The sequence below is a fragment of the Streptomyces yamdrokensis genome, assembly GCF_053890455.1.
Map to the genome: position 1 here is coordinate 3,195,836 of NZ_CM132679.1, position 24,381 is coordinate 3,220,216.

Sequence of the window (24,381 nt, forward strand, 5' to 3'; positions counted from 1 at the left end):
ACCTCCGTCGTGTCGCCTTGTCGGCTGTGTCGTGTCGGCTGTGTCGTGTCGCCGGGGTCAGCCGGTGTTGCGCAGGCCCGCCGCCACACCGTTGACGGTCAGCAGCAGGGCTCGGGCGAGCAGCGGGTCGGCCGGGTCGCCCGCGGCGGCGGCGTCGCGCTGGCGCTTGAGGAGGGCGACCTGGAGGTAGGAGATGGGGTCGAGGTAGGCGTCGCGGATGGTGAAGGTCTGCTTGAGGGCCGGTGTGCCGTCCAGGAGTCCGGACTCGCCGGTGACGCGGAGGACTTCGGCGACGGTGAGTTCGTGCTCGGCCCTGATCGTGTCGAAGACGTGCCTCAGCTCGTCGGGGACGAGGGTGTCGACGTAGTGCCGGGCGATGCGCAGGTCGGTCTTGGCGAGGGTCATCTCGACGTTGGAGATGAAGTTGCGGAAGAAGTGCCACTGCTCGCGCATCTCGTCGAGCACGGTGTCGAGGCCGGCCTCGCGCAGGGCCTTGAGGCCGGAGCCGACGCCGTACCAGCCGGGGACGATCTGGCGGGACTGGGTCCAGCCGAACACCCAGGGGATGGCGCGCAGTCCGTCGAGGCCGGCGCCGGAGTCGGGCCTGCGGGAGGGGCGGGAGCCGAGGTGGAGGTCGGCGAGCTGGTCGACGGGGGTGGAGGCGAAGAAGTAGGCGGGGAGGTCGGGGTCCTCGACGAGCTTGCGGTAGGCGTCGTGGGCGGCGTCGGAGACGACGTCCATGGCGGCGTCCCAGCGGGCGAGCGCCTCGTCGGACTGGCGTGGTGCGGTGTGCAGGGCGGACGCCTGGAGGGTGGCGGCCACGGAGAGTTCGAGGTTCTCCCTGGCGAGGGCGGGGATGAGGTACTTGTCGGAGATGACCTCGCCCTGTTCGGTGACCTTGATCTCGCCTTCGAGGGTGCCCCAGGGCTGCGCGAGGATGGCGTCGTGGGTGGGGCCGCCACCGCGGCCGACGGTGCCGCCGCGGCCGTGGAAGAGGCGCAGGCGCACGCCGTAGCGGTGGGCGACGTCGCGCAGCCGGCGCTGGGCGCGGTGGATCTCCCACTGGCTGGTGGTGATGCCGCCGAACTTGGAGGAGTCGGAGTAGCCGAGCATGACCTCCTGGACGTCGTCCCGCAGCGCGACGAGGCGCCGGTAGGACGGGTCGGAGAGCATGTCCTCGAGGATGGTGTCGGCGGCCTTGAGTTCGTCCGTCGTCTCCAGGAGGGGGACGATGCCGATCTTCGCCCAGCCGGCGTGGAGGTCGACCAGTCCGGCCTCCCGGGCGAGGAGGGCGGCGGCGAAGACGTCGTCGGCCCCCTGGCACATGGAGATGATGTAGGACTCGATGACTTCGGGGCCGAAGACCTCGAGGGCGCGCCTGGCGGTCTGGAAGACGCCGAGGGTCTTCTCGCCGGCCGCGTCGACGGGTGCGGGGGTGGGGGCGAGGGGCCTGCGCGAGCGGAGTTCCTTGGCGAGGAGCTTGGTGCGGTACTCGCGGGGCATGTCGGTGTAGCGCCAGGATTCCTCGCCGAGCCGGTCGAACAGCTGACCGAGGGCGTGGTGGTGGGCGTCGGCGTGTTCGCGCAGGTCGAGGGTGGCGAGCTGGAGGCCGAAGGCGGCGAGGGTGCGGATGGTGCGGGCGAGGCGGCCGTCGGCGAAGAGGCCGCCGCGGTGTTCGCGCAGGGAGGTCTGGATGATCCGCAGGTCGGCGAGGAGTTCGCCGGTGCCGAGGTAGTCGCGGCCTGCCTGGTGGGGGGTGTCCCGGGCGAGGCGCTGCTTGGTGTTCTCGAGCTTCTGGCGGATGCAGGTGGCCTTGAGCCGGTAGGGCTCCTCGGCGTTGAGGCGCTTGTAGCGGGGGCTGATCTCGGGGAGGTTGTCGAGGTCGGCCCTCAGGGAGGTCAGCAGTTCCTCGGTGGCACCGGCGTAGCGGATGGAGTTGGAGAGGAATCCGCGGAGTTCGTCGATCATCTCCAGGGCGTCGTTGATGCCGTGTTCGTGCTGGAGGATGAGGACGTCCCAGGTGACCTGGGGGGTGACGTTGGGGTTGCCGTCGCGGTCGCCGCCGATCCAGGTGCCGAAGGTGAGGGGGCGGGTGTCGTCGGGGAGCGTGACGCCGGCCCGTTCGAGTTCGGCGGTGAGGTCCTCGAGGACGTCTCCGACGGCGCCGGCGTGGAGCTCGTCGAGGTAGTAGATGGCGTTGCGGGCCTCGTCGGCGGGTTCGGGGCGCACGACGCGCAGCTCGTCGGTCTGCCAGACGAGGTCGATGTTCTCGGCGAGGCGGATGTCGAGGCGGCGCCGGTCGCTCTCGATGACGGGAGTGTCGAGGAGGGCGGCGATGCGGCGCAGCTTGTTGAGGACGGAGCGGCGGGCGGCCTCGGTGGGGTGGGCGGTGAAGACCGGGCGGACGTTGAGGTGCCGCACGGTTTCGCTCAGGTGCTCGGGGTCGGCGTCCTTGAGGCGGTCGGCCGTGCGGGCGAGCAGTCCGCCCTCGGTGGCCCGGCGGGCGCGCAGTTCGCGGCCGCGGTGCACCTGCTCGGTGACGTTCGCCAGGTGGAAGTAGGTGGAGAAGGCGCGGACCAGCTTGGCGGCGGTGTCGAGTTCGGTGCCGCGCAGCAGTTCGGCTGCGGCCTCGCCGTCCTCGCGGGTGAGTCGGCGGACCTTCTCGACGAGGTCGAGGAGTTCGGGGCCGTCCTGGCGGACGAGGGTCTCTCCGAGGAGGTCACCCAGTCGGCGGATGTCGGCCCGCAGTTCGCTGCTTGTGGTCGCCGTGGACACGGCCTGGTCGTCGGCACTGCTCACAGGTGCGGCTCCTTGCAGTGTTGAAGCTGGTCTGGAGAACCCGGACGGCGCCTTTGGGCGGCTGGCGCCGCATACGGGCCGGGCATCCGGGAAGTAGGTAATCAGAGCGGACCGCGCTGTCCGACCGGTTTCCAGGATAGGTGGCGGCCGGGAAGCGCAGGCTCGTGGGCTCTTGCCGCCGGTCCACGCGCTGCCATACTTACGATGCCGTAGGTTACGGTCCCGTAGGAAGTGCTGCTCGGTTCCGGTGGCCCGGCACCACCCCCAACCCTCATACCCCACAGGGGACACGTATGACCTCACGTCCTGACGTCATTGACGAAGCCTCGAAGGAGCCGCCGTCCTCCGGCCCCGGAGCCGGCGCCGATTCCGCGGCCGTCCCTTCCGCCACACTGGGCGGGGAGCGCAAGCGTTCGGTCGAGCAGATCGCGCTGCTGGTCTTCATCATCGTTCCGTTCCTGGCGGTGCTGGCGGCGGTGCCGCTGGCCTGGGGCCGGGGGGTGAGCTGGCTGGATCTCGGTCTGCTGGTGTTCTTCTACTTCCTCGGCTGCCACGGCATCACCGTCGGTTTCCACCGTCATTTCACGCATGGTTCGTTCAAGGCGAAGCGGCCGCTCAAGATCGCGCTGGCGGTGGCGGGCTCGATGGCGGTGGAGGGCCCGCTGGTGCGGTGGGTGGCGGACCACCGCAAGCACCACAAGTTCTCGGACGCGGAGGGCGACCCGCATTCGCCGTGGCGGTACGGGGAGTCGCTGCCGGCGCTGATGAAGGGCCTGTGGTGGGCTCATCTCGGCTGGATGTTCGACGAGGAGCAGACCCCGCAGGACAAGTACGCGCCGGATCTGATCAGGGACCGGACGCTGCGCGCGATCTCCCGCCAGTTCCTGCTGTGGGCGGGGGTGTCGCTGGCGCTGCCGGCGCTGATCGGCGGTCTGGTGACGATGTCCTGGTGGGGTGCGTTCACGGGCTTCTTCTGGGGGTCACTCGTCCGGGTGGCGTTGCTGCACCATGTGACGTGGTCGATCAACTCGATCTGCCACGCGGTGGGCAAGCGGCCCTTCAGGTCGCGGGACCGTTCGGGCAACGTGTGGTGGCTGGCGGTGCTGTCCTGCGGCGAGTCGTGGCACAACCTGCATCACGCCGATCCGACGTCCGCGCGGCACGGTGTGGAGCGGGGGCAGATCGATTCGAGCGCCCGGCTGATCCGCTGGTTCGAGAAGCTGGGCTGGGCGTACGACGTGCGCTGGCCGTCACGCTCGCGTATCGATTCGCGTCGTGACACCGGGGAGGACGGCTCCCGGCGGGGGCGGGAGCCTGCCGAGGCGGCATGATGGTCGCCGTGGCGACCGACTCCAGCAGCACCCCGAGCAATGACAGGCCGCGGCGTGTCCGCCGCACCCGGATGACCGGCGCGGAGCGCCGTCAGCAGTTGCTGGAGGTCGGCCGCACCCTGTTCGCCGAGAAGGGCTTCGAGGGCACGTCGGTGGAGGAGATCGCGGCGAAGGCCGGGGTCTCCAAGCCGGTGGTGTACGAGCACTTCGGCGGCAAGGAGGGCCTGTACGCGGTGGTGGTGGACCGCGAGATGCGGCGTCTGCTGGACATGGTGACGAGTTCGCTGACCGCGGGTCATCCGCGGGAGCTGTGCGAGCAGGCGGCGTTCGCGCTGCTGGACTACATCGAGGAGTACACGGACGGGTTCCGCATCCTGGTCCGCGACTCCCCGATCCCGCAGTCGACGGGCACCTTCGCCTCCCTCATCTCGGACATCGCCACGCAGGTGGAGGACATCCTGGGCCGCGAGTTCAAAAACCGCGGCTTCGATTCGAAGCTGGCCCCGCTGTACGCGCAGGCGCTGGTCGGGATGGTGGCGCTGACCGGCCAGTGGTGGCTGGACGTCCGCAAGCCGAAGAAGGCGGAGGTGGCCGCGCACCTGGTCAACCTGGCCTGGCACGGCCTGGACGGCCTGGAGCAGAAGCCCCGGCTGATCGGGCACCGGAAGAACTAGGGCACTCGTGCAGCCGCTCCGGGGAGTCACCGTCGTCTCGCTCGAACAGGCGATCGCCGCTCCCTACGCGAGCCGTCAGCTCGCGGACCTCGGCGCGCGGGTGATCAAGGTGGAACGCCCCGGCACGGGGGACTTCGCCCGGTCCTACGACACCCGCGTGCGGGGTCTGAGCTCGCACTTCGTGTGGGTGAACCGCAACAAGGAGTCCCTCACCCTCGACATCAAGGACCCGCGGGGCGCGGAGGTGCTGCGCCGCCTGATCGCGGGGGCCGACGTCTTCCTCCAGAACCTGGCCCCGGGGGCGGCGGCCCGGGCCGGGCTCGGTGCGCGGGAGCTGCGGGCGGAGCATCCGGAGCTGATCGTGTGCGACATCTCCGGCTACGGCGCCCCCGGCCCCTACGAGGAGCTGAAGGCGTACGACCTGCTGGTGCAGTCCGAGGCGGGGCTGCTGTCCGTCACGGGCACGGAGGACTCCGTGGCCAAGGCGGGCATCCCGGTGTCCGACATCGCCGCCGGGATGTACGCCTACAGCTCGGTCCTCGGCGCGCTGCTGGAACGGGGGCGGACGGGGCAGGGCACGCATCTGGACGTGTCGATGCTGGAGGCCACCGTGGAGTGGATGGGCTTCCCGCTGTACTACGCCTTCGACGGCGGTGAGCCGCCGCCCCGGGCGGGCGCCGCCCACGCCACGATCTACCCGTACGGCCCGTTCACCGCGAGTGACGGCAGGGTCGTCATGATGGCGGTGCAGAACGAGCGCGAGTGGCGCGGGTTCTGCGAGGTCTTCCTGGAACGTCCGGAGCTGGCCGACCACCCGCACTACGCGGGCAACGCGGCCCGCAACACGCACCGGGAGGCGTTGGGGCGGCTGATCTCGGCCCGGTTCACGGAGCTGACCGGCACCGAGGCGGCAAGGCTGCTGAGCGCGGTGCCCGTGGCCAACGCCCGGGTGAACACGCTCGCCGAGGTGTGGGAGCACCCGCAGCTGGCCGCGCGCGGACGCCGGCACGAGGTGCCGACACCGGCCGGCCCCGTCCCGGCACTGGCCCCGCCGGGCCCGACCGGGGGCGCGCCCCGCATGGAGGCCGTCCCCGCCCTGGGCGAGCACACCCGCTCCATCCTCACCGAGCTGGGCCTGTCCGAGGACGCCGTCGACGCGCTCGTCGCGGACGGGGTCGTGTGAATCCTCCCCTCCCTGGCGTCGTCCTCGCGCTGTGGAGCGGGCAGATCGACGGCCCGACCCCGGCGGTGCCGCGCACCAGCGAGGTCTGTCTCACGCTGCCCGACGGACCCGAGGCGATCGACCGCCGGTTCGCGAGGTGGGCGGAGAAAGGGGTCCGGGTGGTCAGCGAGCCGAGCGACGAGGTGTTCGGGCGCACCTTCGTCGTCTCGGACCCGGACGGCAACCTGATCCGGGTCGCCCCCGTCGACTGACGGCAGGCCGGCGGGGCCGGTCCGCAGGAACGTTCGCACCCACCGGGACCCCGGCGGGTGCCCGCAGGCGCGGGTCTCCTGGAGATCGGCAACCGGCCGGCAACCGGGCTGACGGGCACCCGCCGCTCCGCACCTCCCACTCCGACGTCAAGAAACTTGACGTCAAGAGACTTCACGTCGACACAACCACTACACTGATCGTCATGGAGGACGAGGTCGATCGGCTGGTCGCAGCATGGCGCCGGGAGCGCCCGGACCTCGACGTGGAACCGCTCGAGGTGCTCAGCCGGGTGAGCAGGCTCGCCCGGCACCTGGACCGGGCCCGCAGACTGGCCTTCGCCGAGCACGGGCTGGAGTCCTGGGAGTTCGACGTCCTGACCGCGCTGCGCCGCGCGGGCGCCCCCTACCAGCTCTCGCCGGGGCAGCTCCTCACGCAGACGCTGGTCACCTCGGGCACGATGACCAACCGCATCGACCGCCTGACCAAGAAGGGTCTGGTGGAGCGCCTTCCCGACCCCAGCGACCGGCGCGGGGTCCTGGTCCGCCTCACGGACGAGGGCCGCGACCGCGGCGACCAGGCGCTGGCCGGGCTGCTGGCGCAGGAGCGGGCGATCCTCGCCGAACTCCCCCGCGCCCAACGCGCCGAACTGGCGGGCCTGCTACGCCAGCTGACCGCCCCGTTCGACAACATCCCCGGTTAGGTCGACGGGCCCGACACCCGCCCGCCGGGCGAGGGCGACGGCGGCGAGGGTGGAGTGCACCCCCAGTTTGCCGAGCACGTTCTGCATGTGCGTCCGGACGGTGTGCGGGGACAGGTACAGGCGCTCGGCGACGGCCTTGCGCCCCAGGCCCGCGACCATGCACCGCAGCACCTCCCGCTCGCGCGGGGTCAGGGACTCCACGAGCCGCTCGCTCTCGGTGCGGTGCTTGCGGGCGGCGGTGAGTTCGCGCAGCACGCCGGTGAGCAGGGCGGGCGGCAGGTGCGTCTCGTCGCGCAGCACGCCCCGGACGACAGTGAGCAGCCGGCTCAGCGAGCAGTCCTTGGCGACCCAGCCGCCGGCGCCGGCCTGGAGGGCGAGCGCGGCGCGGCGCGGATCGTCCTTCTCGGCGAGCACGACGATCCGTACCCGCGGGTGGACCGAGCGCACCCCGGTGACCAGGGACATCCCGTCGACGATGCCGTCCTCGTCACCCGCTCGCACCGGTACGGAGGACGGGCCGGACGGCACTCCGCCCCCCAGGTCGGCGTCGACGAGCAGGACGTCGAACCGCCGCCCCTCGCCGGCCGCCCGCTCCAGGCAGCGCAGTGCGGCCGGGCCGCTGCCCGCCGCGGACACCTCGACGTCCGGCTCGGCAGCCAGCGCCGCGGCGAGCGACTCGGCGAAGATGCGATGGTCGTCGACGACCAGGACTCGGATACGTTGCACGAAACCCCCTCCCCCGTGCTCTCTGCAGAGCAGGGGACTACCTCTGGCGTCGGAAGACGACACCGGCACCGGGCCGGGCCGCCGGAAGCCGCCCGGCCGCCGCCGCACGTCACCGCCGCCCCGCCCCGGATCGCGTACCCGAGTGTCTCGCCCCCTGAACGACGCCGGCCCCCACCGGCGTTGCTCATCAGAGTACGGACGGGGGCCGGGAGCGGAAGGCCCTTTGCAGAACTTGCGCTCCTGCGCGTTTATGGTGAGCCGCATGTTTCGTCTGGAGACAGAAGTCGACAAGGCCCGACGTGATCTGCTCCGCAGGCGGCTGCGGGACACCAACACGGCGGCGTCCCCGGTCCTGCGGGCGCTGCGCGGAACCCCACAGGAACGCGACTCCCCTTTGCACGTGTGGGCACTGGACCCGGCCGGCGGCCTCGCGGGCGGCCTGGTCGGCCACACCTGGGCGACCTGGCTGCACGTGACGTACCTGTGGGTCGACGAACGCCACCGCGGAGCGGGCCTCGGCACTCGCCTGCTCGCCGAGGCGGAACGCCTCGCCACGGCCCGCGGCTGCCGCTCCTCCCGCGTGGAGACCTGGGACTTCCAGGCCCCGAAGTTCTACCGACGCCACGGCTACGAGGTGGTCTGCGTGATCCCGGACTACCCACCGGGCATCACGGAGTACACGCTGGTCAAGCGGCTGGGGTGAGAGACCGGGGCTCGTGGAGCCCGTCCGGGGTGAGGTCACCCCCATCCGGCACTCCGGGCCTGCCACGCCGGGAGCGCGGCTTCGGTCCTCGCCGCCGCACCAGGACGAAGAGGCGGGTGTTACTGCTCCGCGTCGAGAAGCAGGGCGGCCGCGCGAGGGCCCATCAGGTTGGACCAGGCTTGCTCGGCAGGGAGGAGGTCCCGTTCCGGCAGGGCGTATTCGGGGTACCAACCGTCGGCCTCGCAGCCGGGGATGTTGCTCAGGATCAAGGTGCTGAGGTTCGGCGGGACGGAACCCGTGATCCTCACCGCGAGGTACGTTTCGTGGCTGTCGTCGGCGCGGCCCTGAGGGCCGACGGTGAAGGTGTCGAAATCCACGGTGTGCTCCTGACCGTCCCGGAGGGTGGAACGGCTCAGGGCCAGAATGGTGGTCCGAAGCCGCCGGACGAAGCGGACTCCCGCTTCGGCTGCCGCCGGCGAGGTCGCCGGGACGCTGGTCACAGCGCAGTACCGCCAGCACGATGCCGGCGTTCTTCCCCCGGGGGCAGGGCTCGCCACCACGAGTCGATCTTCTTCAAATGGCCGCGTATCAGGGTGGCGAAGTGGTTCAGGGTGGCGCTCGACAGTGGCAGGCGGGCGGTGTAGGCAGGGCCGTCAGGGCCCTCGACGGGGCTGGGGTTGTTCTTCACAAAACACGTCAACTGCCGTCGGAGGCCCACCGGTTACGCCCCGACGCTCCATTCCGGTGTGACTACCGGCGTGCGGTGAACCGTCCGTCGGGCCGTTTGTACAGCCAGCCGCGATCGGCAGCTTGGTCACCTTCGCCCGCAGCGGTTCCAGCTTCCCGCGCACCGCCACCTCCAGCCCGAGTTCCTCGCCCACCGCCCTGACCTGCACTGGACCGTCCGCGGCCCGGACGATCGCCAGGATCTTGCGGTAATCGCCGGGCAGCGCGGCCTCGTCAAGGCCCTCGCTGCGGTGCGGGATCAGCAGGACCGGCCTTCCCGCCACCCGCGCGGGCACCGGGGAGGCGACCACGGATGCCTCCGCTTCGGCCCGGCCCTGCTCGGCCAGCCGGTTTAGGACCCGCTCGGCGACCAGCAGTTCCTCCCGCTCGGCCTGGGCCTCCTGTGGCTGCTTGGTCAATTCCTCGGCCAGAACGTCCAGTTCACCGCGTCGAGCGACGATCCGCTCCAGGTCTCCCGTGCCCTGCGCCTCCCGCAATCCCACTGCGTACCGACCCGGTCACGGATCGCAGGAGCGGCCCCGGCAGGAGTGCAGCGGAACCCGAGAGCCGCCTCAGCCGACAGGACAGACGATCTCCACCATGGACACCCGCCGCCGACCAGCGCGAGCACGGCGACTCGCCCGCACCCCAGCCCACCTCACCTGCACGTTTCACGATGCACGGGCCTCAGTCGGCACAGATCGTCCCGCCCAGGAAGGCGCCGACCTGCGGCGCACCTCCGCCCCCGCTGCCCGCCCTGTGCGCGGATAGTGTCGCATGACACCAGCCCGCATGCCGGTCATACGCGCGTAAACACCCATTACGGGAAAGCGGCACTAAATATTAAACGGGTAAGTAAATCCCACACATCAAGCGGCGTTATTTTTAAGCCAAGTGCTCGGCTTTCCCTTTACTAGGGCGCGCGGATCAGGGGAAGATCACCTGGAGCCCCGGGCGACGGGGCATCAAGGGAGGGAAATTACATGAAAAAATTTGGTAGGTCCGCGGCTTTCGCTGCTACGGCTGGACTCCTGGCCGTTGGCGTCCTTTCCGCCCCGGCGGCTGCGCATAACGCCCCGATTCTGGCCTCTGACACCGTCACCGTCGAGACTCACACCCGAGGTGACGGCACCCAGCCGCCTGCGCATCTGGGAAACCCCACGGAATGGGGCGTAGTGACGATCACGGAAGGCTCCACAGGAGACTTCACGCCGCTGACCGTCCTCGAAATCGGTGGCGGCACATGGAGCTACGGAAAGAACCTCACCACCGACGGCCAGTACTGCTACTCGAACTACTACCACTCCTCGGTGAAGCATGGGTCGACCGTGATCCTGGCAGGGGTGATGGACAGGAAGGTGGTGAACGCGGGTAAGTGGTCCTACGCCAACCTCACCGCGGGTGCGGCCTACACGTGCGAGACCTACTACGCTAAGTACTAGTCGCCTCCGCCCCCGGCGGCCACTCGCCGGGGGCGGATTCGCCCCCCGGGAAACTGACCAAAGAATAGGGTCATGACAACCACACTCCCTACGCGTTCACGCATCGTCCCTATAGCGACAGTTCTCGGGGCAGGCGCACTGCTCGGCATAGTCGGTCCATTCGTGAGCAGATTCAACAACCCGACCCTCCAGGCGGTAGGTGTCGTGTTTTCCGTAGGATGGTCGTGGGCATTCTTCGCCTTCCTGGTCGGCTACTTCCGGCGGTCAAGAATTGAGGCATCACTGCTGGCATCTTCGGCCTTGGCCGTGGGCGTGGGCGTCTATTACCTCTTTAAGTTTCTGAGCCCCAACGTTCCGGCTGGGGGGCATGTCATTTCTGGTGCGGGCGACGGTCTCGCCTCCAGGGCCCTGTTCTGGGGGGTAGCGGCTTTCGCCGTCGGTGCGCCCATTGGGTTCCTGGGGAGTATGGCAAGAACGCCCGGCATCGGCGGTCTCGGGTTCCGCCTGCTTGTGCCGGTGATTGCCTTCGCCGAGGCATCCCTGCGACTGGCAGTGAAGGTGGAAGACTCGCAAGGCCAGGTCGTCGAAATGGTGTGGGTTTCGGTTCGCGCGCTCTCGGCCGTGGCCGTCGTGCTCCTCGTGGGCCAAGCAGTGTGGAGCTGGCGGCACGGCCGGGGAACGCGGCAACCTGTCCCAGCGGGGCGGCGTGCTGTTGGTAACGAGTTGGAGTGACGTTGCCGCGCCTGTCCGACACGGTGATCACTACCCTCACCGAGACCGGATCAGAGCTGCGCCGATGAACGGAGTTTCGGCTCCGGCTGGCTTCCGCCATGCTGCGGAGGCACCATGGCAAGGCAGGGGGTGAACCAGGGGCCCTCGAGGCACCGCGTGCCCGCCCCCAAAGCTGGGCGATCATGGCGGCGAGGGCGGCCGGCCTCCCTCTGAGCACAGCCTTCAGATCCGTGGCGTCGCTCCTACGTAAGAAGTCATCTCATTTGGCTCGGTAGGCTGCCGGCCATGGCAGGGATCGTTGAGCGGCTGGTGCCGGACGAGTTGTGGGAACTGTTCCAGCGGGTGGTGCCGGAGTCGCCCTCACGGCCCCAGGGCGGCGGCCGGCGCCGGCACGGCGACCGCGAGGTGCTGGCCGCGATCGTGTTCGTGGCGACGTCGGGATGCACCTGGCAGCAGCTGCCCGCCGCGTCCTTCGGGCCGTCCGGCGCAACGGCCCACCGCCGGTTCACCGAGTGGACCAAGGCCCGGGTGTGGGCCAAAATGCACCGCCTGGTCCTGGACGAACTCGGAGCCCGCGGCGAGCTGGACTGGTCGCGCTGTGCGATCGACTCGGTGAACATGCGGGCCCTGAAAAGGGGGACCTGACGGGTCCGAATCCTGTCGACCGGGGCAAGTACGGCTCGAAGATCCATCTGATCACGGAGCGGACCGGTCTGCCCCTGTCCGTCGGAATCTCCGGCGCCAACGTCCATGACAGCCAGGCCCTGATCCCGCTGGTGAAGGGCATACCGCCGATCCGGTCCCGCCGCGGTCCCCGCCGACGCAAGCCCGCAAAGCTCCACGCCGACAAGGGATACGACTACGCTCACCTGCGACGATGGCTGTCGAAGCGGGGCATCCGGCATCGCATCGCCCACAAAGGGATCGAGACCTCGCAGCGGCTCGGACGACACCGGTGGACGATCGAACGCACCATGTCCTGGCTCGCCGGCTGCCGCCGACTCCACCGCCGCTACGAACGCAAGGCCGAGCACTTCCTCGCCTTCACCAGCATGGCTGGCCGTGGACGCGTTGTGCCGCGCATACGGCACAACGGACGAAGAACGTACGGCACTCGTCTCACTCGCCAAGAACGCCAAGGTGCAGGGGTGGTGGAAGAGCTACAACGACGCCATCCCCGACTGGATCACACCGCTGCTCACCTTGGAGGACGAGGCCGTCGAGGAGTGCCACTGGGCCAACACCTACGTACCTGGCCTGTTGCAGAGCCGCGCGTACGCGACTGCCGTGATCCAGGCTGCCGAAGTGCGCGCCGATCCGGAGCTGATCGAACGGATGGTGGACGTCCGGATGAAGCGGCAAGAGGTCCTCAAGAGGGAGAGCCCTCCCCACATCTGGGCCATTCTGGATGAAGCCGTCGTCCGACGCCGCGTCGGGCCACCGCAGGTCATGGCCGAGCAGTTGGAACACCTGCGTACTGCGGCGGACACCCCGCACGTCACGGTGCAGATCCTCCCGTTCAACGCCGGGGCCCATGGCGCCGAAAGCACGAGTTTCATCATTCTGCGCGGCCCTGAACCGACGCTCGACGTGGTGTATCTGAGCAACCTCAGCGGAGCTCTGTATCTGGAGAAGCCAGCCGAGTTGGAGCGGCATAGGGTGGTCTTCGAGTATCTGCGGTCGCAGGCGCTCAGCCCCTCGGACACGAGCAGTCTGCTCGCGGAGCTGGTCGGAGAGTTCACCACCACAGCACGCAAGGAGCGATGATGGCACCTGCTCAAGAGACCGACAACGACGACGTCCGCTGGTTCACATCCTCGTACAGCGGCGGAGCCGGAAGCGACTGCGTAGAGGTGGGCTTCGGTGGCCCGCTCACCTCGGTACGCGATTCGAAGGCCCCGCAGCAGGGCAAGTTGACCGTGCAAACCCACACCTTCGCCGCCTTCGTCAACGACTTGAAAACGTGCGCGGACATACGCGAGGCAGGGTGACCCCTGCCCGACGCCGCTCCCCGCCGTCGACAACACGACAGGAGTACGTCCCACGGACGCGATGCCAACCCTCACTCGGCTCAGGGCAGCCGACTGGTTCAAGAGCAGCTACAGCGCGGCGGACAACGAGTGCGTCGAGGTGGCCCACGCTTTCGACCGGGTCGGCATACGTGACTCCAAAGTCCTGGCTCTCGAAGGCTTCGTCGTGGCCGTCCGCACGTTCACCAAGTTCGTCGACGGCCTCAAGCATCCCCTCTGGCCGAAGGTGGAGGGGCGGGGGGCGGGGGCGGCGGTGAGCCCCGCTGCTGGTTGAAGCGGGTCACCTTTCGCCGGTTGTACTCGTACCAGTTCCTCATCCAGCGGGGGGTCAGGGCCGCGACGCCGCCCATGAGGGCCGCTGCCACCAGCAGGGCGATCGTGCCGCCGAGCGCCTCGCGTGCCGCCCACGCCAGCGCGAGGAAGGCAAGGCCGAGGAGGGACGCGATGATGACCAGCCCCCGCGAGCCGTGCGTTTCGTAGGCGGCCATGTTCTGCCGCGCCGAAGCCGCCTCCATCGGAGCGATCTGCCTGCCGGGCACAGGTGGTGCACCGGCCGGGGTCCACGTCTGGGGGAATTACGGGCCCTCCGGCACGCAGCCTGTCCAGCGTGTGCTGAGCGCGTCGGCGGGCGTCCGGAAAGTCGTCGCGCAGATAGATCATGCGCCATTGGCCCCGGGTGACGACGTCCCTCTCGTGAAGGGTGTAGCCCAACTCGAAGGCGAGCACCGCGATCCTGTCGCTCTGCGCCACCTCGCTGCCCCTCAGAACGATCTCTGCGGTGCCTCTCCCATCGAAGTACGCGAGGATCTGTTCATCTTTCATGGGGGTCCTTCGCCGGGTGTGGAGGCGGAGGCGGGGGCGGCCCCACATGCCCGTGTCGCTCTCGGTCGTGGAGCCGTATCAGTTGCCGGTTCCTCTCATACCAACGCCTCAGCCACCTTGGAAGCAGGACTGCCGCCACGACCATGCAGACAGCCACCGTCGACAGGACGATCGCTCCGGCCGGCGAGCCGCGCGCCGCCCATGCAAGGGCGAGGACCCCGAGGCCGAGGAGGGCGGGCAGGACGACAAGCCCCTTGGCCCCGTTGGCCTCGTAAACGGCGAGCCGCCGTCGTATCGCTGCTGTCTCGACACCCGACATGACTCTGGTCGTACCTGGCCGGGGTCCTGGAGCCACCCATGGCGGCAGAATCGGCCCGCCCGTGCTCAGCCGGTCCACAGCCTGCCGTGCGCGCAGGCGAGCCGTCGCCGAATCATTGCGTGTGTACACCAGACGCATCGTGCTCCTGGTCGGCATCTCGGACACGTGGAGGTCGTAGCCGAACTCGAACGCGAACGCCGTGATCTTGTTGGAGGCCGTGGCTTCAAAACCGCCGAGCAGGAACTCGACACGGCCACGACCGTCGAACCGGGTCAGGATCTCTGCGTCGTTCAACGTTCGGTCTCCATCGGCCTGGCCTTCCACAGCTCTCGGGAAGTCCTCTGCAACGTGGTGCGAAGCGGGGCAGCAAGTGGATCCTGTCCGAGATCCAGCCAACGTATACGTGAGTGAACCGCTTTGCTGTCCAGCATCCCATCGGACCAGAGGTCGGGCGCGGCAGGCCGAAGCCCGAACGGGTACTTCCCGGACACTGTGTAGAACACCCCGGTACGGTGAAAGCGACACCGCGTAAGGAGACCCGATCGCCATGACCGCACAGCCGGCAGACTTCGGCCCGCCCCAGCTCCCGCCCATGAGCACCATTGGCGAGCTTCGCGCCGCCCTCACCATGGGTTACGGCTTTCCCACCGATGCCGACGACTTCGAGGCCGAACTCGCCCGCGAGATCAATCATGCCGATCCCGCCGATCTCAGCGGAGTGGCCCGTCTGGCCGAGGAGTTCCGGGGGCGGGTCATCGCCCGCCAGGACCCCGGCTTCGACTCCGCGGTTGCCGCCGCCGCCGCAGACATTCGGTCTGCTCGAGGAGCCACTCGGTGACGGAGAACCAGCAGTCGGTCATCGCCGAGATCACGCATGAGGCCCGTCTCCGCTGTCAGGCCATCGGCGAAGGGGCTCTTGGAGCCGTTGAGGCCCTGTGCTCAGAGCTGGAGAAGACTCCGACACTCGGTCGGCCGGCGCGCAGCGTCGGAGACATGGTGCTCTACACGACACGTCTCGAAACCACGGATGCGCGTCCGGCTCTGACCGTCACATACGTCTACGACGCCCCGCCACCCGAACCCGGGCTGATCCGCATCGCCCTGGTGACGCCAGTCCGCTTCGCCGGTGGCGGCGCCGGATTCTGAGCACGGCGGCGGTAACTTTTCGCAGCGGCCCTTAGCGCACCCGCCGCGCCCCCGCCGAAGGCACCGCCTCGAAGACCCGGGGGGTCTTGAAGCCCGCGGTCGCGAAGGCGTCCTCGACCGACTTCGTGATGGCCGGGACGTCGGCCTCCTCGGCCAGGACGATGGCCGAGCCGCCGAAGCCGCCGCCGGTCATGCGGGCGCCGAGGGCGCCGGAGGCGACGGCCGTGTCGACGACCAGGTCGAGTTCCGGGCAGGAGACGCGGAAGTCGTCGCGCAGCGAGGCGTGGCCCGCGACGAGGACCGGGCCGATGGCACGGGTGTCGCCCGCTTCCAGGAGGGCGACGACCCGCTCGACCCGCTCGTCCTCCGTCACCACGTGCCGCACCAGGCGCCGCACCTCGTCCTCGCCGTCGCCCAGCCGCTCCAGCGCCGCGTCGAGGCCGGCGTACGGGACGTCCCGCAGGGCGTCGACGCCCAGGAGGGCGGCGCCCTTCTCGCAGCCGGCGCGGCGCTTGCCGTACTCGCCCTCGCTGTGGCTGTGCTTGACCCGGGTGTCGACCACCAGCAGGCGCATGCCCTCGGCGGCGAGGTCGAAGGGGATCTGCCGCTGGGAGAGGTCGCGGGTGTCGAGGAACAGGGCGTGCCCGCTCTCGCAGCAGGCGGACGCCGTCTGGTCCATGATGCCGACGGGGGCGCCGACGTACACGTTCTCCGCGCGCTGGCACAGGCGGGCCAGCTGCCAGCCGCGCAGGTCCAGTGCGTACAGGTCGTTGAGGGCCAGGGCGACGACGACCTCCAGGGCCGCCGAGGAGGACAGGCCGGCGCCGGCCGGGACCGTCGAGGCGAGGTGGATGTCCGCGCCGGTCACGGCGTGGCCGGCCTCGCGCAGGGCCCAGAGGACGCCCGCCGGGTAGGCGGTCCAGTTCTTGTCCGCGCCGGGGGTCAGGGAGTCCACCGTCAGTTCCACGACCGGGGCCGCCACCTCGGCGGAGTGCAGGCGCAGGACGCCGTCGTCGCGCCGGGAGACCGCCGCGACCGCGGTGTGCGGCAGGGCGAACGGCATGACGAAACCGTCGTTGTAGTCGGTGTGCTCGCCGATGAGGTTGACCCGGCCCGGTGCCGCCCAGACGCCCTGCGGCTCGGCTCCGTACAGCTCCCGGAATCGCTCGCCGACCGCTCCCGCGGCCGCCTCGCCGGTGGTGGACTCGCTCATGCCCTGCCCCTGACCCTTCGTCGTCCTGAACGTCCTGAACGCCCTGCTACTGCTTGCTCTGCTGCTGCCGCTGCGCGAACTCCCACGCGTCCGCGACGATTTTGGCGAGGTCCGGGCGGGTCGGCTTCCAGCCCAGTTTCTCGTGGGCCGCGGCGGCCGACGCCACCAGGACCGCCGGGTCGCCGCCCCGGCGGGGGGCCACGATCTCGGGGATCGGGTGGCCGGTGACCCGGCGGACCGTCTCGATCACCTCGCGGACGGAGAAGCCGCTGCCGTTGCCGAGGTTGCAGACGAGGTGTTCGCCGGGGGTCGCCGCGGTCAGGGCCAGCAGGTGGGCCTCGGCCAGGTCGGCGACGTGGATGTAGTCGCGTACGCAGGTGCCGTCCGGCGTCGGGTAGTCGTCGCCGTAGACGCTGATCGCCTCGCGGCGGCCCTGGGCGACCTGGAGGACGAGCGGGATCAGGTGGGACTCGGGGTCGTGCCGCTCCCCGTACTGTCCGTACGCGCCGGCCACGTTGAAGTAGCGCAGCGAGACCGCGCCCAGGCCGTGGGCCGCCGCCTCGCCGGTGATCATGTGGTCGACGGCGAGCTTGGTGGCGCCGTAGGGGTTGGTGGGGCTGGTCGGGGCGGACTCGACGATCGGGACCTGCTCGGGCTCGCCGTAGGTGGCCGCCGTGGAGGAGAACACCAGCCGGCGCACCCCTGCTCCGCGCATGGCGCCGAGCAGGGCCATCGTGCCGCCGACGTTGTTCTCCCAGTACTTCTCGGGCTTCACGACGGACTCGCCGACCTGGGAGGACGCGGCGAAGTGCAGCACGCCGTCGAAGGAGGGGTCCAGCCACGCCGCCGCGTCGCGGATGTCGCCCTCGACGAAGGAAGCACCGGCCGGGACGGCCTCGCGTACGCCGGTGGAGAGGTCGTCCAGGACGACGACCTCGTGGCCCGCCTCCAGCAGATGCTGGGCGACGACACTTCCGACGTAGCCCGCACCACCTGTGACCAGGTACTTCCCGCTCATGAACTCGCTACCTCTCGCAGTCGCTCGGCCGCGCGCTCGGGCGGCACGTCGTTGATGAACACGTTCATGCCGGACTCGGAGCCCGCGAGGAACTTCAGCTTGCCGGATGTGCGGCGAATGGTGAAAAGCTCGAGGTGGAGCGCGAAGTCGTCGCGCGTGACCCCGTCGAACTCCTCCAGCGCGCCGAACGGGGCCTGGTGCCAGGCCGCGATGTACGGGGTCGCGGGCTCGCCCTCGCCGAAGATCCGGTCGAACCGCCGCAACAGTTCCAGATAGACCTGGGGAAACTCCGCGCGTGCCGCCTCGTCGAGCCCCAGCAGGTCGGGCACCCGCCGCTTGGGATACAGGTGGACCTCGTAGGGCCAGTGCGCGGCGTACGGCACGTAGGCGGCCCAGTGGTCGCTCTCCAGGACGACCCGCTCCCCCGCCAGTTCCTCCGCCAGGACGGTGTCGAACAGATTTTCCCCGCCGGATGCCTCCTTGTGTGCGGCCACTTGGCGGAGCATCAGGGCGGTACGGGGGGTGGTGAAGGGGTATGCGTAGATCTGCCCGTGCGGGTGCTGGAGGGTGACACCGATCTCGGCCCCCCGGTTCTCGAAGCAGAACACCTGGTCGACGGAGGGCAGATGGGACAGCTCCGACGTCCTGTCCGTCCACGCGTCCAGGACCAGGCGCACCTGCTCCTCGCCCAGGGAGCCGAAGGAGGCGTTGTGGTCGGAGGTGAAGCAGACGACCTCGCAGCGGCCGGAGTCACCGGCCAGGGAGGGGAAGCGGTTCTCGAAGACCACGACGTCGTACGAGGAGTCGGGGATCTCGCTGAGCCGGTCGCCCTCGGAGGGGCACAGGGGGCATTCGTCGGCCGGCGGGTGGTAGATGCGGCCCTGGCGGTGGGAGGCGATGGCCACGGAGTCGCCGAGCAGCGGGTCGCGGCGGATCTCGGACGTCGTGACGGTGGCGTCCAGCGGGCGGCGGTCGGCCGCGTCGCGCACGGTGTCGTCACTGAGGTCGTAGTAGATGAGTTCGCGACCGTCGGCCAGCCGGGTCGAGGTCTTCTTCACGCCGGACGCTCCATTCGAGCCATTCGAGTCGTTCGCCGCGCCGCCTTCGCGGCGCCGCCATCACTCATCTTCGCACACTTCCAACAGAAACCAACATACCAAAACACGACTCACCACGACGGTCCACATCACAATCAAACAAAGAGCATCGGCGGACGTGTTCAATCCCTGAACACGGAGGCATTAGGTTCCGCGACGTATCGGTTCGCGCAACGAAGCGAGTACTCATGCAGACCCCCACAGACCCGACTGCACACCTGAATATTTCCGCCGGACCCGCCGACACCGTCGGCACGCTCCACCTCGCCGCCGAGCTGCGGCTCCCCACCAACTGGCTCGACTACCTGATCCTCGGGATCTACTTCGTCGTCGTCCTCGGCATCGGCTTCGCGGCCCGCAAGTCCGTGAAGACCAGCCTCGACTTCTTCCTGTCCGGCCGGTCCCTGCCCGCCTGGGTCACCGGCCTGGCGTTCATCGCCGCCAACCTGGGCGCCACCGAGATCCTGGGCATGGCCGCGAACAGCGCGCAGTACGGCGTCTACACCACGCACTGGTACTGGATCGGTGCCATCCCCGCGATGGTCTTCCTCGGCCTGGTGATGATGCCGTTCTACTACGGCTCCAAGGTCCGCTCGGTCCCCGAGTTCCTGCTGCTGCGCTTCGACAAGGCGGCCCACCTGCTCAGCTCGCTGCTGTTCGCCTGCGCGTCCATCCTCATCGCCGGCGTCAACCTCTACGCGCTGGCGATCGTGGTCGAGGCGCTGCTGGGCTGGCCGCAGTGGGTGGCCATCGTGATCGCGGGCTTCTTCGTGCTCGCGTACATCACCCTCGGCGGCCTGTCCTCGGCCATCTACAACGAGGTGCTGCAGTTCTTCGTCATCCTCGCCGCGCTCATCCCGATCACCGTGCTCGGGCTGAAGAGCGTGGGTGGCTGGGACGGGCTGTCCGACTCCCTCACCGAGTCCCGCGGCGCCGACTTCATGACCTCCTGGGGCGGCACCGGCATCGGCAGCGACAACCCGCTCGGGGCCAACTGGCTGACCATCGTCCTCGGCCTCGGCTTCGTCCTGTCCTTCGGCTACTGGACGACCAACTTCGCCGAGGTGCAGCGCGCCCTGTCCGCGAAGAACCTCTCCGCGGCCCAGCGCACCCCGCTCATCGCCGCGTTCCCGAAGATCTTCATCGTCTTCCTGGTGATGATCCCCGGCCTGGTCGCGGCCGTCCTGGTGCCGCAGATCGGCACCCCCGACTCCGATCTCCAGTACAACGACGCCATCCCGTACCTCATGGAACAACTGCTGCCCAACGGTGTCCTGGGCATCGCGGTGACCGGTCTGCTGGCGGCGTTCATGGCGGGCATGGCGGCCAACATCTCGGCCTTCAACACGGTGTTCACCACCGACATCTGGGCACGGTACGTGGTGAAGGACCGCGAGGACTCGTACTACGTCCGCTTCGGCCGGCTGATCACCGTGATCGGGGTCCTGGCGTCCATCGGCACGGCCTTCCTGGCCTCGTCGTTCTCGAACATCATGAGCTACCTCCAGACCCTGTTCTCCTTCTTCAACGTGCCGATGTTCGTGGTCTTCATCATCGGCATGTTCTGGAAGCGGGCGTCGATGAAGTCCGGCTTCTGGGGCCTGCTCGCCGGCACCACCGCCGCGATGGTCAACTACTTCATCCTCTACGAGCAGGGCATCGTCGACACCCCCACCGACCAGGGCGCCAACTTCGTCTCCGCGATCGCCGGCTTCGTCGCCGGCGCGGTGGTGATGGTCGCGGTGTCGCTGTTCACCGCGCCCAAGCCGGCCGAGGACCTCCAGGGCCTGGTCTACGGCACCACCTCGCCCGGCTTGGCCGAGCCGCCCGCCGAGGGCGACGACGCCTGGTACCGCAAGCCGGCGCTGCTCGGCTGGAGCGCGGTGATCCTGGCGGCCGCCTGCTACATCCCGTTCTCGTTCTGATCGCGGGAGGATTGAGAGACCATGTCCGAACACAATTCCGAGCAGCACCGTCCCCGGTCCTCCCGGTCCGGGCCCCACTCCGAATCCTCGTCGTCCGCGCACGCGGCGCACTATTCGGACAAGGACCTCCAGGAGGAGGTCTCCGAGCTGCGGACCAAGTCCGCGACCGCCGCCCGCCTCTTCGACATCCGCCGCCTCATCGGCGCCCTGTTCGTGGTGTACGGCGTCATCGTCACGATCGCGGGCATCACCGCGTCCGACGCTGACATCGACAAGGCCGCGGGCGTCAACATCAACCTGTGGACCGGCCTGGGCATGCTGGCCCTGGGCCTGTTCTTCCTCGTCTGGCTGAAACTGCGGCCCATCGCCCCGCCGACGCCGGACATCACGGACGCCGTGGAAGAGAAACAGCGGGGCGACTGAGCACCCGCGGCACGCGGCGGGGCGCTCGCGGGCGGGGTGACCGTGGTACCGGCAGCACACAGGCGCCGGTAGCGCGGACCCCCGTCCCGCGAGCGCGTTCACTCCTCGGAGGACGACGCCTTTCGCACCGGGCCCGCCCGGTCCAGCAGTCCCGTCCGGGCGGCCAGCGCCGCCGCCTCCAGCCTGGAGCCCACGCCGAGTTTCATCAGGACGCGCTGCACGTGCGTACGCGCCGTGGACGGGGCTATGCCCATGCCCGCCGCGATCAGCCGGGTGTCCTCGCCCTCGGCGACCCGGAGCAGGACCTCCACCTCCCGCGGGGTGAGCATCCTCAGCAGCCGCCGGCCCTCGTCGTCCGGCTGGGCCGCCGGGTTCAGCAGCTCGCCGAACGCGCCCTGCAGCAGTTGCGGCGCCACCGCGGCCTCCCCCGCCCGCGCCTTCGTGATCGCCCGTTCGACGCCCTCGATGCGTTCGTCGTGCCGGACGTAGCCGGACGCGCCCGCCGCGAACGCCGCCGCGATCCCGCGAGGGCTGGGCACCGGGCCCAGCACCAGCACCGCCACCTGCGGCCGCTCCCGTTTGACCTTCACCACCGGGTCGAAGATCCCGGGCTCCGCCGGAGCCGCCGTCCCCAGCAGGCACACCTCCGGCGCTCTGCTGATCACCAGATCCGCCGCCCCCGCCACGGGTGCCGCCGCGGCCAGCACCCGGTGCCCCCGCAGCTTCAGCGCCGAGGCCAACGCCTCCGCGAGCAGCCGGTGGTCGTCGACCACCATCAACCGCACGCCCATCGATCATCCCCCCAAACCGCGAGCGCACCCCCGTGCGCCGCCTCCCCGGTCCCGGAAGTTACACGCTTGTTCGACGTTGCGCTCCCCTACCGGCGAGAATCGCCCCGGATCGCCGAAATTCTCGTATTCGACGGCGGTGGGCACCTGTTGAGCGGTACGCGTACGGCCCCGCCCCTGTTTCAGGGGCGGGGCCGTACGGACAGGCCTCACGAGCGGACCGGACCAGACAGGACCGGGCAGGACAGGACAGGACAGGACCGGGCCGGGCCGGACCGGAGAACGGTCAGCCGGTACCGAAAGCGACCGCCAGGTACTCCTTGTCGCCCGAGGACGACTCGCTGGCGTACACGTCCGACATGTACAGGCGGCCCTGCGAGTACAGGATCTCCGAGTACTCGGGCGACATCCGCGTCTCCACGTCCCGTACGGATTCCGTCGCCGGGTTCTCCAGCAGCTTGGTCTCCTTGAAGGAACCGCCGTCGATGCTGACGATCTGCCCGCCCTTGTCGTAGGGGGGACGCTTGTACGCGATGACGCTGCCGCCGTCCATGCGCAGCGGGACGATCGTGTAGCCGTCGCCCGCGTCGGCGCGCTGGCCGGTCTGCTTGCCGGTGGACAGGTCGAAGACCACCACCTCGTTGGTCCGGCTGTACTCGCCCGTGCCGTCGTGCTCCTCGGTCGCGATGTACAGGCGGTCGTTGCCGACGGTCAGGCCGGTGCAGTGCTCGATCTTGGTGATGCCGTCACAGCGGGCCGCGTACTCCTCGCCGGGCGCGGAGATGCGGGTCCGCAGTTCGCCGCTCTTGTTGTCGATGGAGAAGAAGTCCGAGATGCCGCTGCCGTCACCGGCGGAGTCGCCGACGTCGGCGGCCACGACCAGCGGGTCGGTGGAGACCACGGCCGCGTACTCGATGCCCTCGGACATCTTGTACTCCGAGATCACCTTCCCGTCCTTCGGGTCGATGGTCTGGATGTGCAGCTGCCGCTGGTCGTACGAACCGCACTTGCGCACCGCGACCATCTTCGGGCCGCCGCCGTAGCCGGAGTCGTAGCAGGCGTCGGACGTCTTGGGCGTCCACAGGGACTTGCCGGAGGTGATGTCCCAGGCGGCGCCGCCGCTGGTGCTGCCCGCCGCGACGGTGTTCCCGCTGACGGTGACGTTGTTGAAGCTGATCTCCTGGGTGCCGGACCTGGCCGTCTCGGACCACAGCTTCTCGCCGGTGGCGAGGTCGAAGGCCGCGACCTGCGTGCAGCGCTGCGGATCGGTCTTGGTCGGCATCTTCGGCTTGTAGATGATCGCCGTCGTGCCGTCCTCGGTGGCGTGGTCGCTGGCCTCGCACACCGGTCCGGGCAGGTCGAGCGTCCACAGCTCGCTGCCCTTGGCTGCGTCGTACCCGACGACCTCGGCGACGCCGCTCTTGGCGTACACCTTGTCGGTCAGCCAGGAGCCGGAGGTGACGATGGTCGTGGCGTCCTTGGGGACCTTCGGCGCCGGTACCTGGAAGAGGACCTTGGCGGAGGGGTCGGCCGGGGCCTTCTCGTCGCCGCCGGTGGTGGTGTCACCGCCGGAGTCGCCGCCCTCGGCACCCTTCGTGTCGCCGCCGTCGCCCGAGTTCGCCGTGTTCTTCTTGTCGTCGCCGCTGGACGAGGCGTACCAGACACCGCCGCCGACGATCAGGGCGATGGCCACGACCGCCGCCACGATGATCGCCAGCTGCGCGTTGATCTTCCGCCCGCCGCCGGGCCGGCCGGGCTGCGGCTGCATCGGCATGGTCGACGGCTGATAGCCGCCGTAACCGGGCTGGCCGTAGGGCTGCTGGGGGTAACCGTACGGCGGCTGCGGCTGACCGTAGGCGCCGGGCCGGCCGGGCTGCGGCTGCCCCGGATACCCGTAACCGGCCGGAGGCTGCTGCGGGTAGCCGTACCCGGGCGGAGGCTGCGGACCCCTCGGCGCCGGAGCGGCCGGCGGCGAGGTCTGCGGGGGCTGGGGCGCCTGCGGGTAGCCGTAGCCCGGCTCCGGGGTCTTGTTGAGGTCGGGCCCGCCCGGTGCGGCCGGCAGCTGCTGCGCCGGCGGCGGCGGCGTCTGCGGGTGGGGCGCCTGTGACGGCTCGGGCGGCGGGCCGAAGCCCGGCTGGGCCTGCGGGGCCGCGGGAGCCTGCGGGGCCGACGGCTCGGGCTGCTGCCCCTGCTTCGGCTGCTCGGGCTGGGACGGCTCGGGCGGTGGGCCGAAGCCCGGCTGGTTGGGCGGCTGGGGCGGCTGCGTCATGACGTGGATACCTCGAATGACTCGACGGAGACGAAGGGGACGGGCGGCGGCGGGAAAGGGACC

At 69.7% G+C, this 24,381-nt stretch carries 26 protein-coding genes and 1 pseudogene; 16 read left to right on the plus strand and 11 right to left on the minus strand.

All coding sequences use genetic code 11. The annotated features are described in order from the left end of the window. Window positions 1–57: 57 nt before the first annotated feature. On the minus strand, window positions 58–2,799 hold the full coding sequence (gene ppc, locus ACWZEH_RS13815) for a phosphoenolpyruvate carboxylase (protein WP_456198519.1): 2,742 nt from the start codon (window positions 2,797–2,799) through the stop codon (window positions 58–60). A gap of 293 nt (window positions 2,800–3,092) precedes the next feature. On the opposite strand from ppc, the gene ACWZEH_RS13820 reads away from it, so the two are divergent. The 5 genes from ACWZEH_RS13820 (at window position 3,093) to ACWZEH_RS13840 (ending at window position 6,939) form a co-directional block, all read left to right on the plus strand. Further along, a complete protein-coding gene (locus ACWZEH_RS13820; RefSeq protein ID WP_456198520.1) occupies window positions 3,093–4,130 on the plus strand; it encodes an acyl-CoA desaturase in 1,038 nt (345 codons plus the stop codon). Further along, the gene (locus ACWZEH_RS13825; protein ID WP_456198522.1) at window positions 4,127–4,804 is read left to right on the plus strand and encodes a TetR family transcriptional regulator; all 678 of its coding nucleotides are present in this window, start codon (window positions 4,127–4,129) and stop codon (window positions 4,802–4,804) included. The genes ACWZEH_RS13820 and ACWZEH_RS13825 overlap by 4 nt, the downstream gene beginning before the upstream one ends. A 7-nt stretch (window positions 4,805–4,811) precedes the next feature. After that, on the plus strand, window positions 4,812–5,987 hold the full coding sequence (locus ACWZEH_RS13830) for a CaiB/BaiF CoA transferase family protein (RefSeq protein ID WP_456198523.1): 1,176 nt from the start codon (window positions 4,812–4,814) through the stop codon (window positions 5,985–5,987). Further along, window positions 5,984–6,238, plus strand: coding sequence for a VOC family protein (locus ACWZEH_RS13835; RefSeq protein WP_456198524.1), 255 nt, complete (start codon window positions 5,984–5,986; stop codon window positions 6,236–6,238). Before ACWZEH_RS13830 ends, ACWZEH_RS13835 begins: the two co-directional genes overlap by 4 nt. Window positions 6,239–6,441: 203 nt before the next feature. Further along, window positions 6,442–6,939: a MarR family winged helix-turn-helix transcriptional regulator gene (locus ACWZEH_RS13840; RefSeq protein ID WP_456198525.1), complete on the plus strand. Its 498-nt coding sequence runs from the start codon at window positions 6,442–6,444 to the stop codon at window positions 6,937–6,939. Here the strand turns inward: ACWZEH_RS13840 and ACWZEH_RS13845 are convergent. Continuing rightward, the gene (locus tag ACWZEH_RS13845; RefSeq protein ID WP_456198527.1) at window positions 6,898–7,665 is read right to left on the minus strand and encodes a response regulator transcription factor; all 768 of its coding nucleotides are present in this window, start codon (window positions 7,663–7,665) and stop codon (window positions 6,898–6,900) included. The two genes, ACWZEH_RS13840 and ACWZEH_RS13845, sit on opposite strands and share 42 nt — an antisense overlap. Window positions 7,666–7,915: 250 nt before the next feature. On the opposite strand from ACWZEH_RS13845, the gene ACWZEH_RS13850 reads away from it, so the two are divergent. Then, the gene (locus ACWZEH_RS13850) at window positions 7,916–8,368 is read left to right on the plus strand and encodes a GNAT family N-acetyltransferase (protein WP_456198529.1); all 453 of its coding nucleotides are present in this window, start codon (window positions 7,916–7,918) and stop codon (window positions 8,366–8,368) included. 119 nt (window positions 8,369–8,487) lie between these two features. Here ACWZEH_RS13850 and ACWZEH_RS13855 read toward each other — a convergent pair whose 3' ends face one another. Beyond that, a complete protein-coding gene (locus tag ACWZEH_RS13855) occupies window positions 8,488–8,745 on the minus strand; it encodes a hypothetical protein (RefSeq protein WP_456198531.1) in 258 nt (85 codons plus the stop codon). A gap of 276 nt (window positions 8,746–9,021) precedes the next feature. Further along, window positions 9,022–9,591 (minus strand): hypothetical protein, encoded by a 570-nt coding sequence (locus tag ACWZEH_RS13860; RefSeq protein ID WP_456198533.1) that lies wholly within the window; start codon window positions 9,589–9,591, stop codon window positions 9,022–9,024. Between the two features lie 678 nt (window positions 9,592–10,269). Here ACWZEH_RS13860 and ACWZEH_RS13865 point away from each other — a divergent pair. From ACWZEH_RS13865 to ACWZEH_RS13890, 6 genes and pseudogenes are all read left to right on the plus strand, one after another. Next, complete coding sequence (locus tag ACWZEH_RS13865) at window positions 10,270–10,536, plus strand: lactococcin 972 family bacteriocin (protein WP_456198535.1); 267 nt, start codon at window positions 10,270–10,272, stop codon at window positions 10,534–10,536. A gap of 162 nt (window positions 10,537–10,698) precedes the next feature. After that, window positions 10,699–11,268, plus strand: coding sequence for a hypothetical protein (locus ACWZEH_RS13870; RefSeq protein ID WP_456198536.1), 570 nt, complete (start codon window positions 10,699–10,701; stop codon window positions 11,266–11,268). A gap of 285 nt (window positions 11,269–11,553) precedes the next feature. Further along, a pseudogene (locus ACWZEH_RS13875) lies at window positions 11,554–12,326 on the plus strand (IS5 family transposase); the annotation flags it as partial. Window positions 12,327–12,330: 4 nt separating this feature from the next. Next, a complete protein-coding gene (locus tag ACWZEH_RS13880; protein ID WP_456198537.1) occupies window positions 12,331–13,035 on the plus strand; it encodes a DUF5753 domain-containing protein in 705 nt (234 codons plus the stop codon). Further along, window positions 13,035–13,259: a DUF397 domain-containing protein gene (locus ACWZEH_RS13885; RefSeq protein ID WP_456198539.1), complete on the plus strand. Its 225-nt coding sequence runs from the start codon at window positions 13,035–13,037 to the stop codon at window positions 13,257–13,259. Before ACWZEH_RS13880 ends, ACWZEH_RS13885 begins: the two co-directional genes overlap by 1 nt. Before the next feature lie 61 nt (window positions 13,260–13,320). Then, complete coding sequence (locus ACWZEH_RS13890) at window positions 13,321–13,572, plus strand: DUF397 domain-containing protein (RefSeq protein ID WP_456198541.1); 252 nt, start codon at window positions 13,321–13,323, stop codon at window positions 13,570–13,572. Here ACWZEH_RS13890 and ACWZEH_RS13895 read toward each other — a convergent pair. Both ACWZEH_RS13895 and ACWZEH_RS13900 read right to left on the minus strand, forming a co-directional pair. After that, entirely contained in the window at window positions 13,502–13,837 is a 336-nt protein-coding gene (locus ACWZEH_RS13895) for a hypothetical protein (RefSeq protein WP_456200049.1), read from the minus strand. The two genes, ACWZEH_RS13890 and ACWZEH_RS13895, sit on opposite strands and share 71 nt — an antisense overlap. Window positions 13,838–14,109: 272 nt before the next feature. Further along, entirely contained in the window at window positions 14,110–14,733 is a 624-nt protein-coding gene (locus tag ACWZEH_RS13900) for a hypothetical protein (RefSeq protein WP_456198542.1), read from the minus strand. A gap of 253 nt (window positions 14,734–14,986) precedes the next feature. Here ACWZEH_RS13900 and ACWZEH_RS13905 point away from each other — a divergent pair, with 253 nt between their 5' ends. Next, window positions 14,987–15,277, plus strand: a complete 291-nt coding sequence (locus ACWZEH_RS13905) for a hypothetical protein (protein ID WP_456198544.1) — start codon at window positions 14,987–14,989, stop codon at window positions 15,275–15,277. Next, window positions 15,274–15,585 (plus strand): hypothetical protein, encoded by a 312-nt coding sequence (locus tag ACWZEH_RS13910; RefSeq protein WP_456198546.1) that lies wholly within the window; start codon window positions 15,274–15,276, stop codon window positions 15,583–15,585. Before ACWZEH_RS13905 ends, ACWZEH_RS13910 begins: the two co-directional genes overlap by 4 nt. A gap of 31 nt (window positions 15,586–15,616) precedes the next feature. Here the strand turns inward: ACWZEH_RS13910 and galK are convergent, their stop codons facing one another. From galK to galT, 3 genes are read right to left on the minus strand one after another with little or no spacing between them, the layout of a single operon-like run. Then, window positions 15,617–16,798 carry a galactokinase gene (gene galK / locus ACWZEH_RS13915; protein ID WP_456198548.1) on the minus strand — a complete coding sequence of 394 codons (1,182 nt, stop codon included), beginning with the start codon at window positions 16,796–16,798 and terminating at the stop codon, window positions 15,617–15,619. Window positions 16,799–16,844: 46 nt separating this feature from the next. Then, window positions 16,845–17,816, minus strand: coding sequence for a UDP-glucose 4-epimerase GalE (gene galE, locus ACWZEH_RS13920; protein WP_456198550.1), 972 nt, complete (start codon window positions 17,814–17,816; stop codon window positions 16,845–16,847). Beyond that, window positions 17,813–18,874 (minus strand): galactose-1-phosphate uridylyltransferase, encoded by a 1,062-nt coding sequence (gene galT / locus ACWZEH_RS13925; RefSeq protein WP_456198552.1) that lies wholly within the window; start codon window positions 18,872–18,874, stop codon window positions 17,813–17,815. Before galT ends, galE begins: the two co-directional genes overlap by 4 nt. A gap of 227 nt (window positions 18,875–19,101) precedes the next feature. Between galT and ACWZEH_RS13930 the strand changes: the two genes are divergently transcribed. Next, window positions 19,102–20,838, plus strand: a complete 1,737-nt coding sequence (locus ACWZEH_RS13930) for a sodium:solute symporter family protein (RefSeq protein ID WP_456198554.1) — start codon at window positions 19,102–19,104, stop codon at window positions 20,836–20,838. 21 nt (window positions 20,839–20,859) lie between these two features. Then, window positions 20,860–21,261 carry a hypothetical protein gene (locus ACWZEH_RS13935; RefSeq protein WP_456198556.1) on the plus strand — a complete coding sequence of 134 codons (402 nt, stop codon included), beginning with the start codon at window positions 20,860–20,862 and terminating at the stop codon, window positions 21,259–21,261. A gap of 98 nt (window positions 21,262–21,359) precedes the next feature. Here the strand turns inward: ACWZEH_RS13935 and ACWZEH_RS13940 are convergent, their stop codons facing one another. Together ACWZEH_RS13940 and ACWZEH_RS13945 are read right to left on the minus strand one after the other, a co-directional pair. Continuing rightward, complete coding sequence (locus tag ACWZEH_RS13940; protein WP_456198558.1) at window positions 21,360–22,052, minus strand: helix-turn-helix transcriptional regulator; 693 nt, start codon at window positions 22,050–22,052, stop codon at window positions 21,360–21,362. Between the two features lie 283 nt (window positions 22,053–22,335). Next, window positions 22,336–24,318 (minus strand): outer membrane protein assembly factor BamB family protein, encoded by a 1,983-nt coding sequence (locus tag ACWZEH_RS13945; protein WP_456198559.1) that lies wholly within the window; start codon window positions 24,316–24,318, stop codon window positions 22,336–22,338. Window positions 24,319–24,381: the final 63 nt, after the last annotated feature.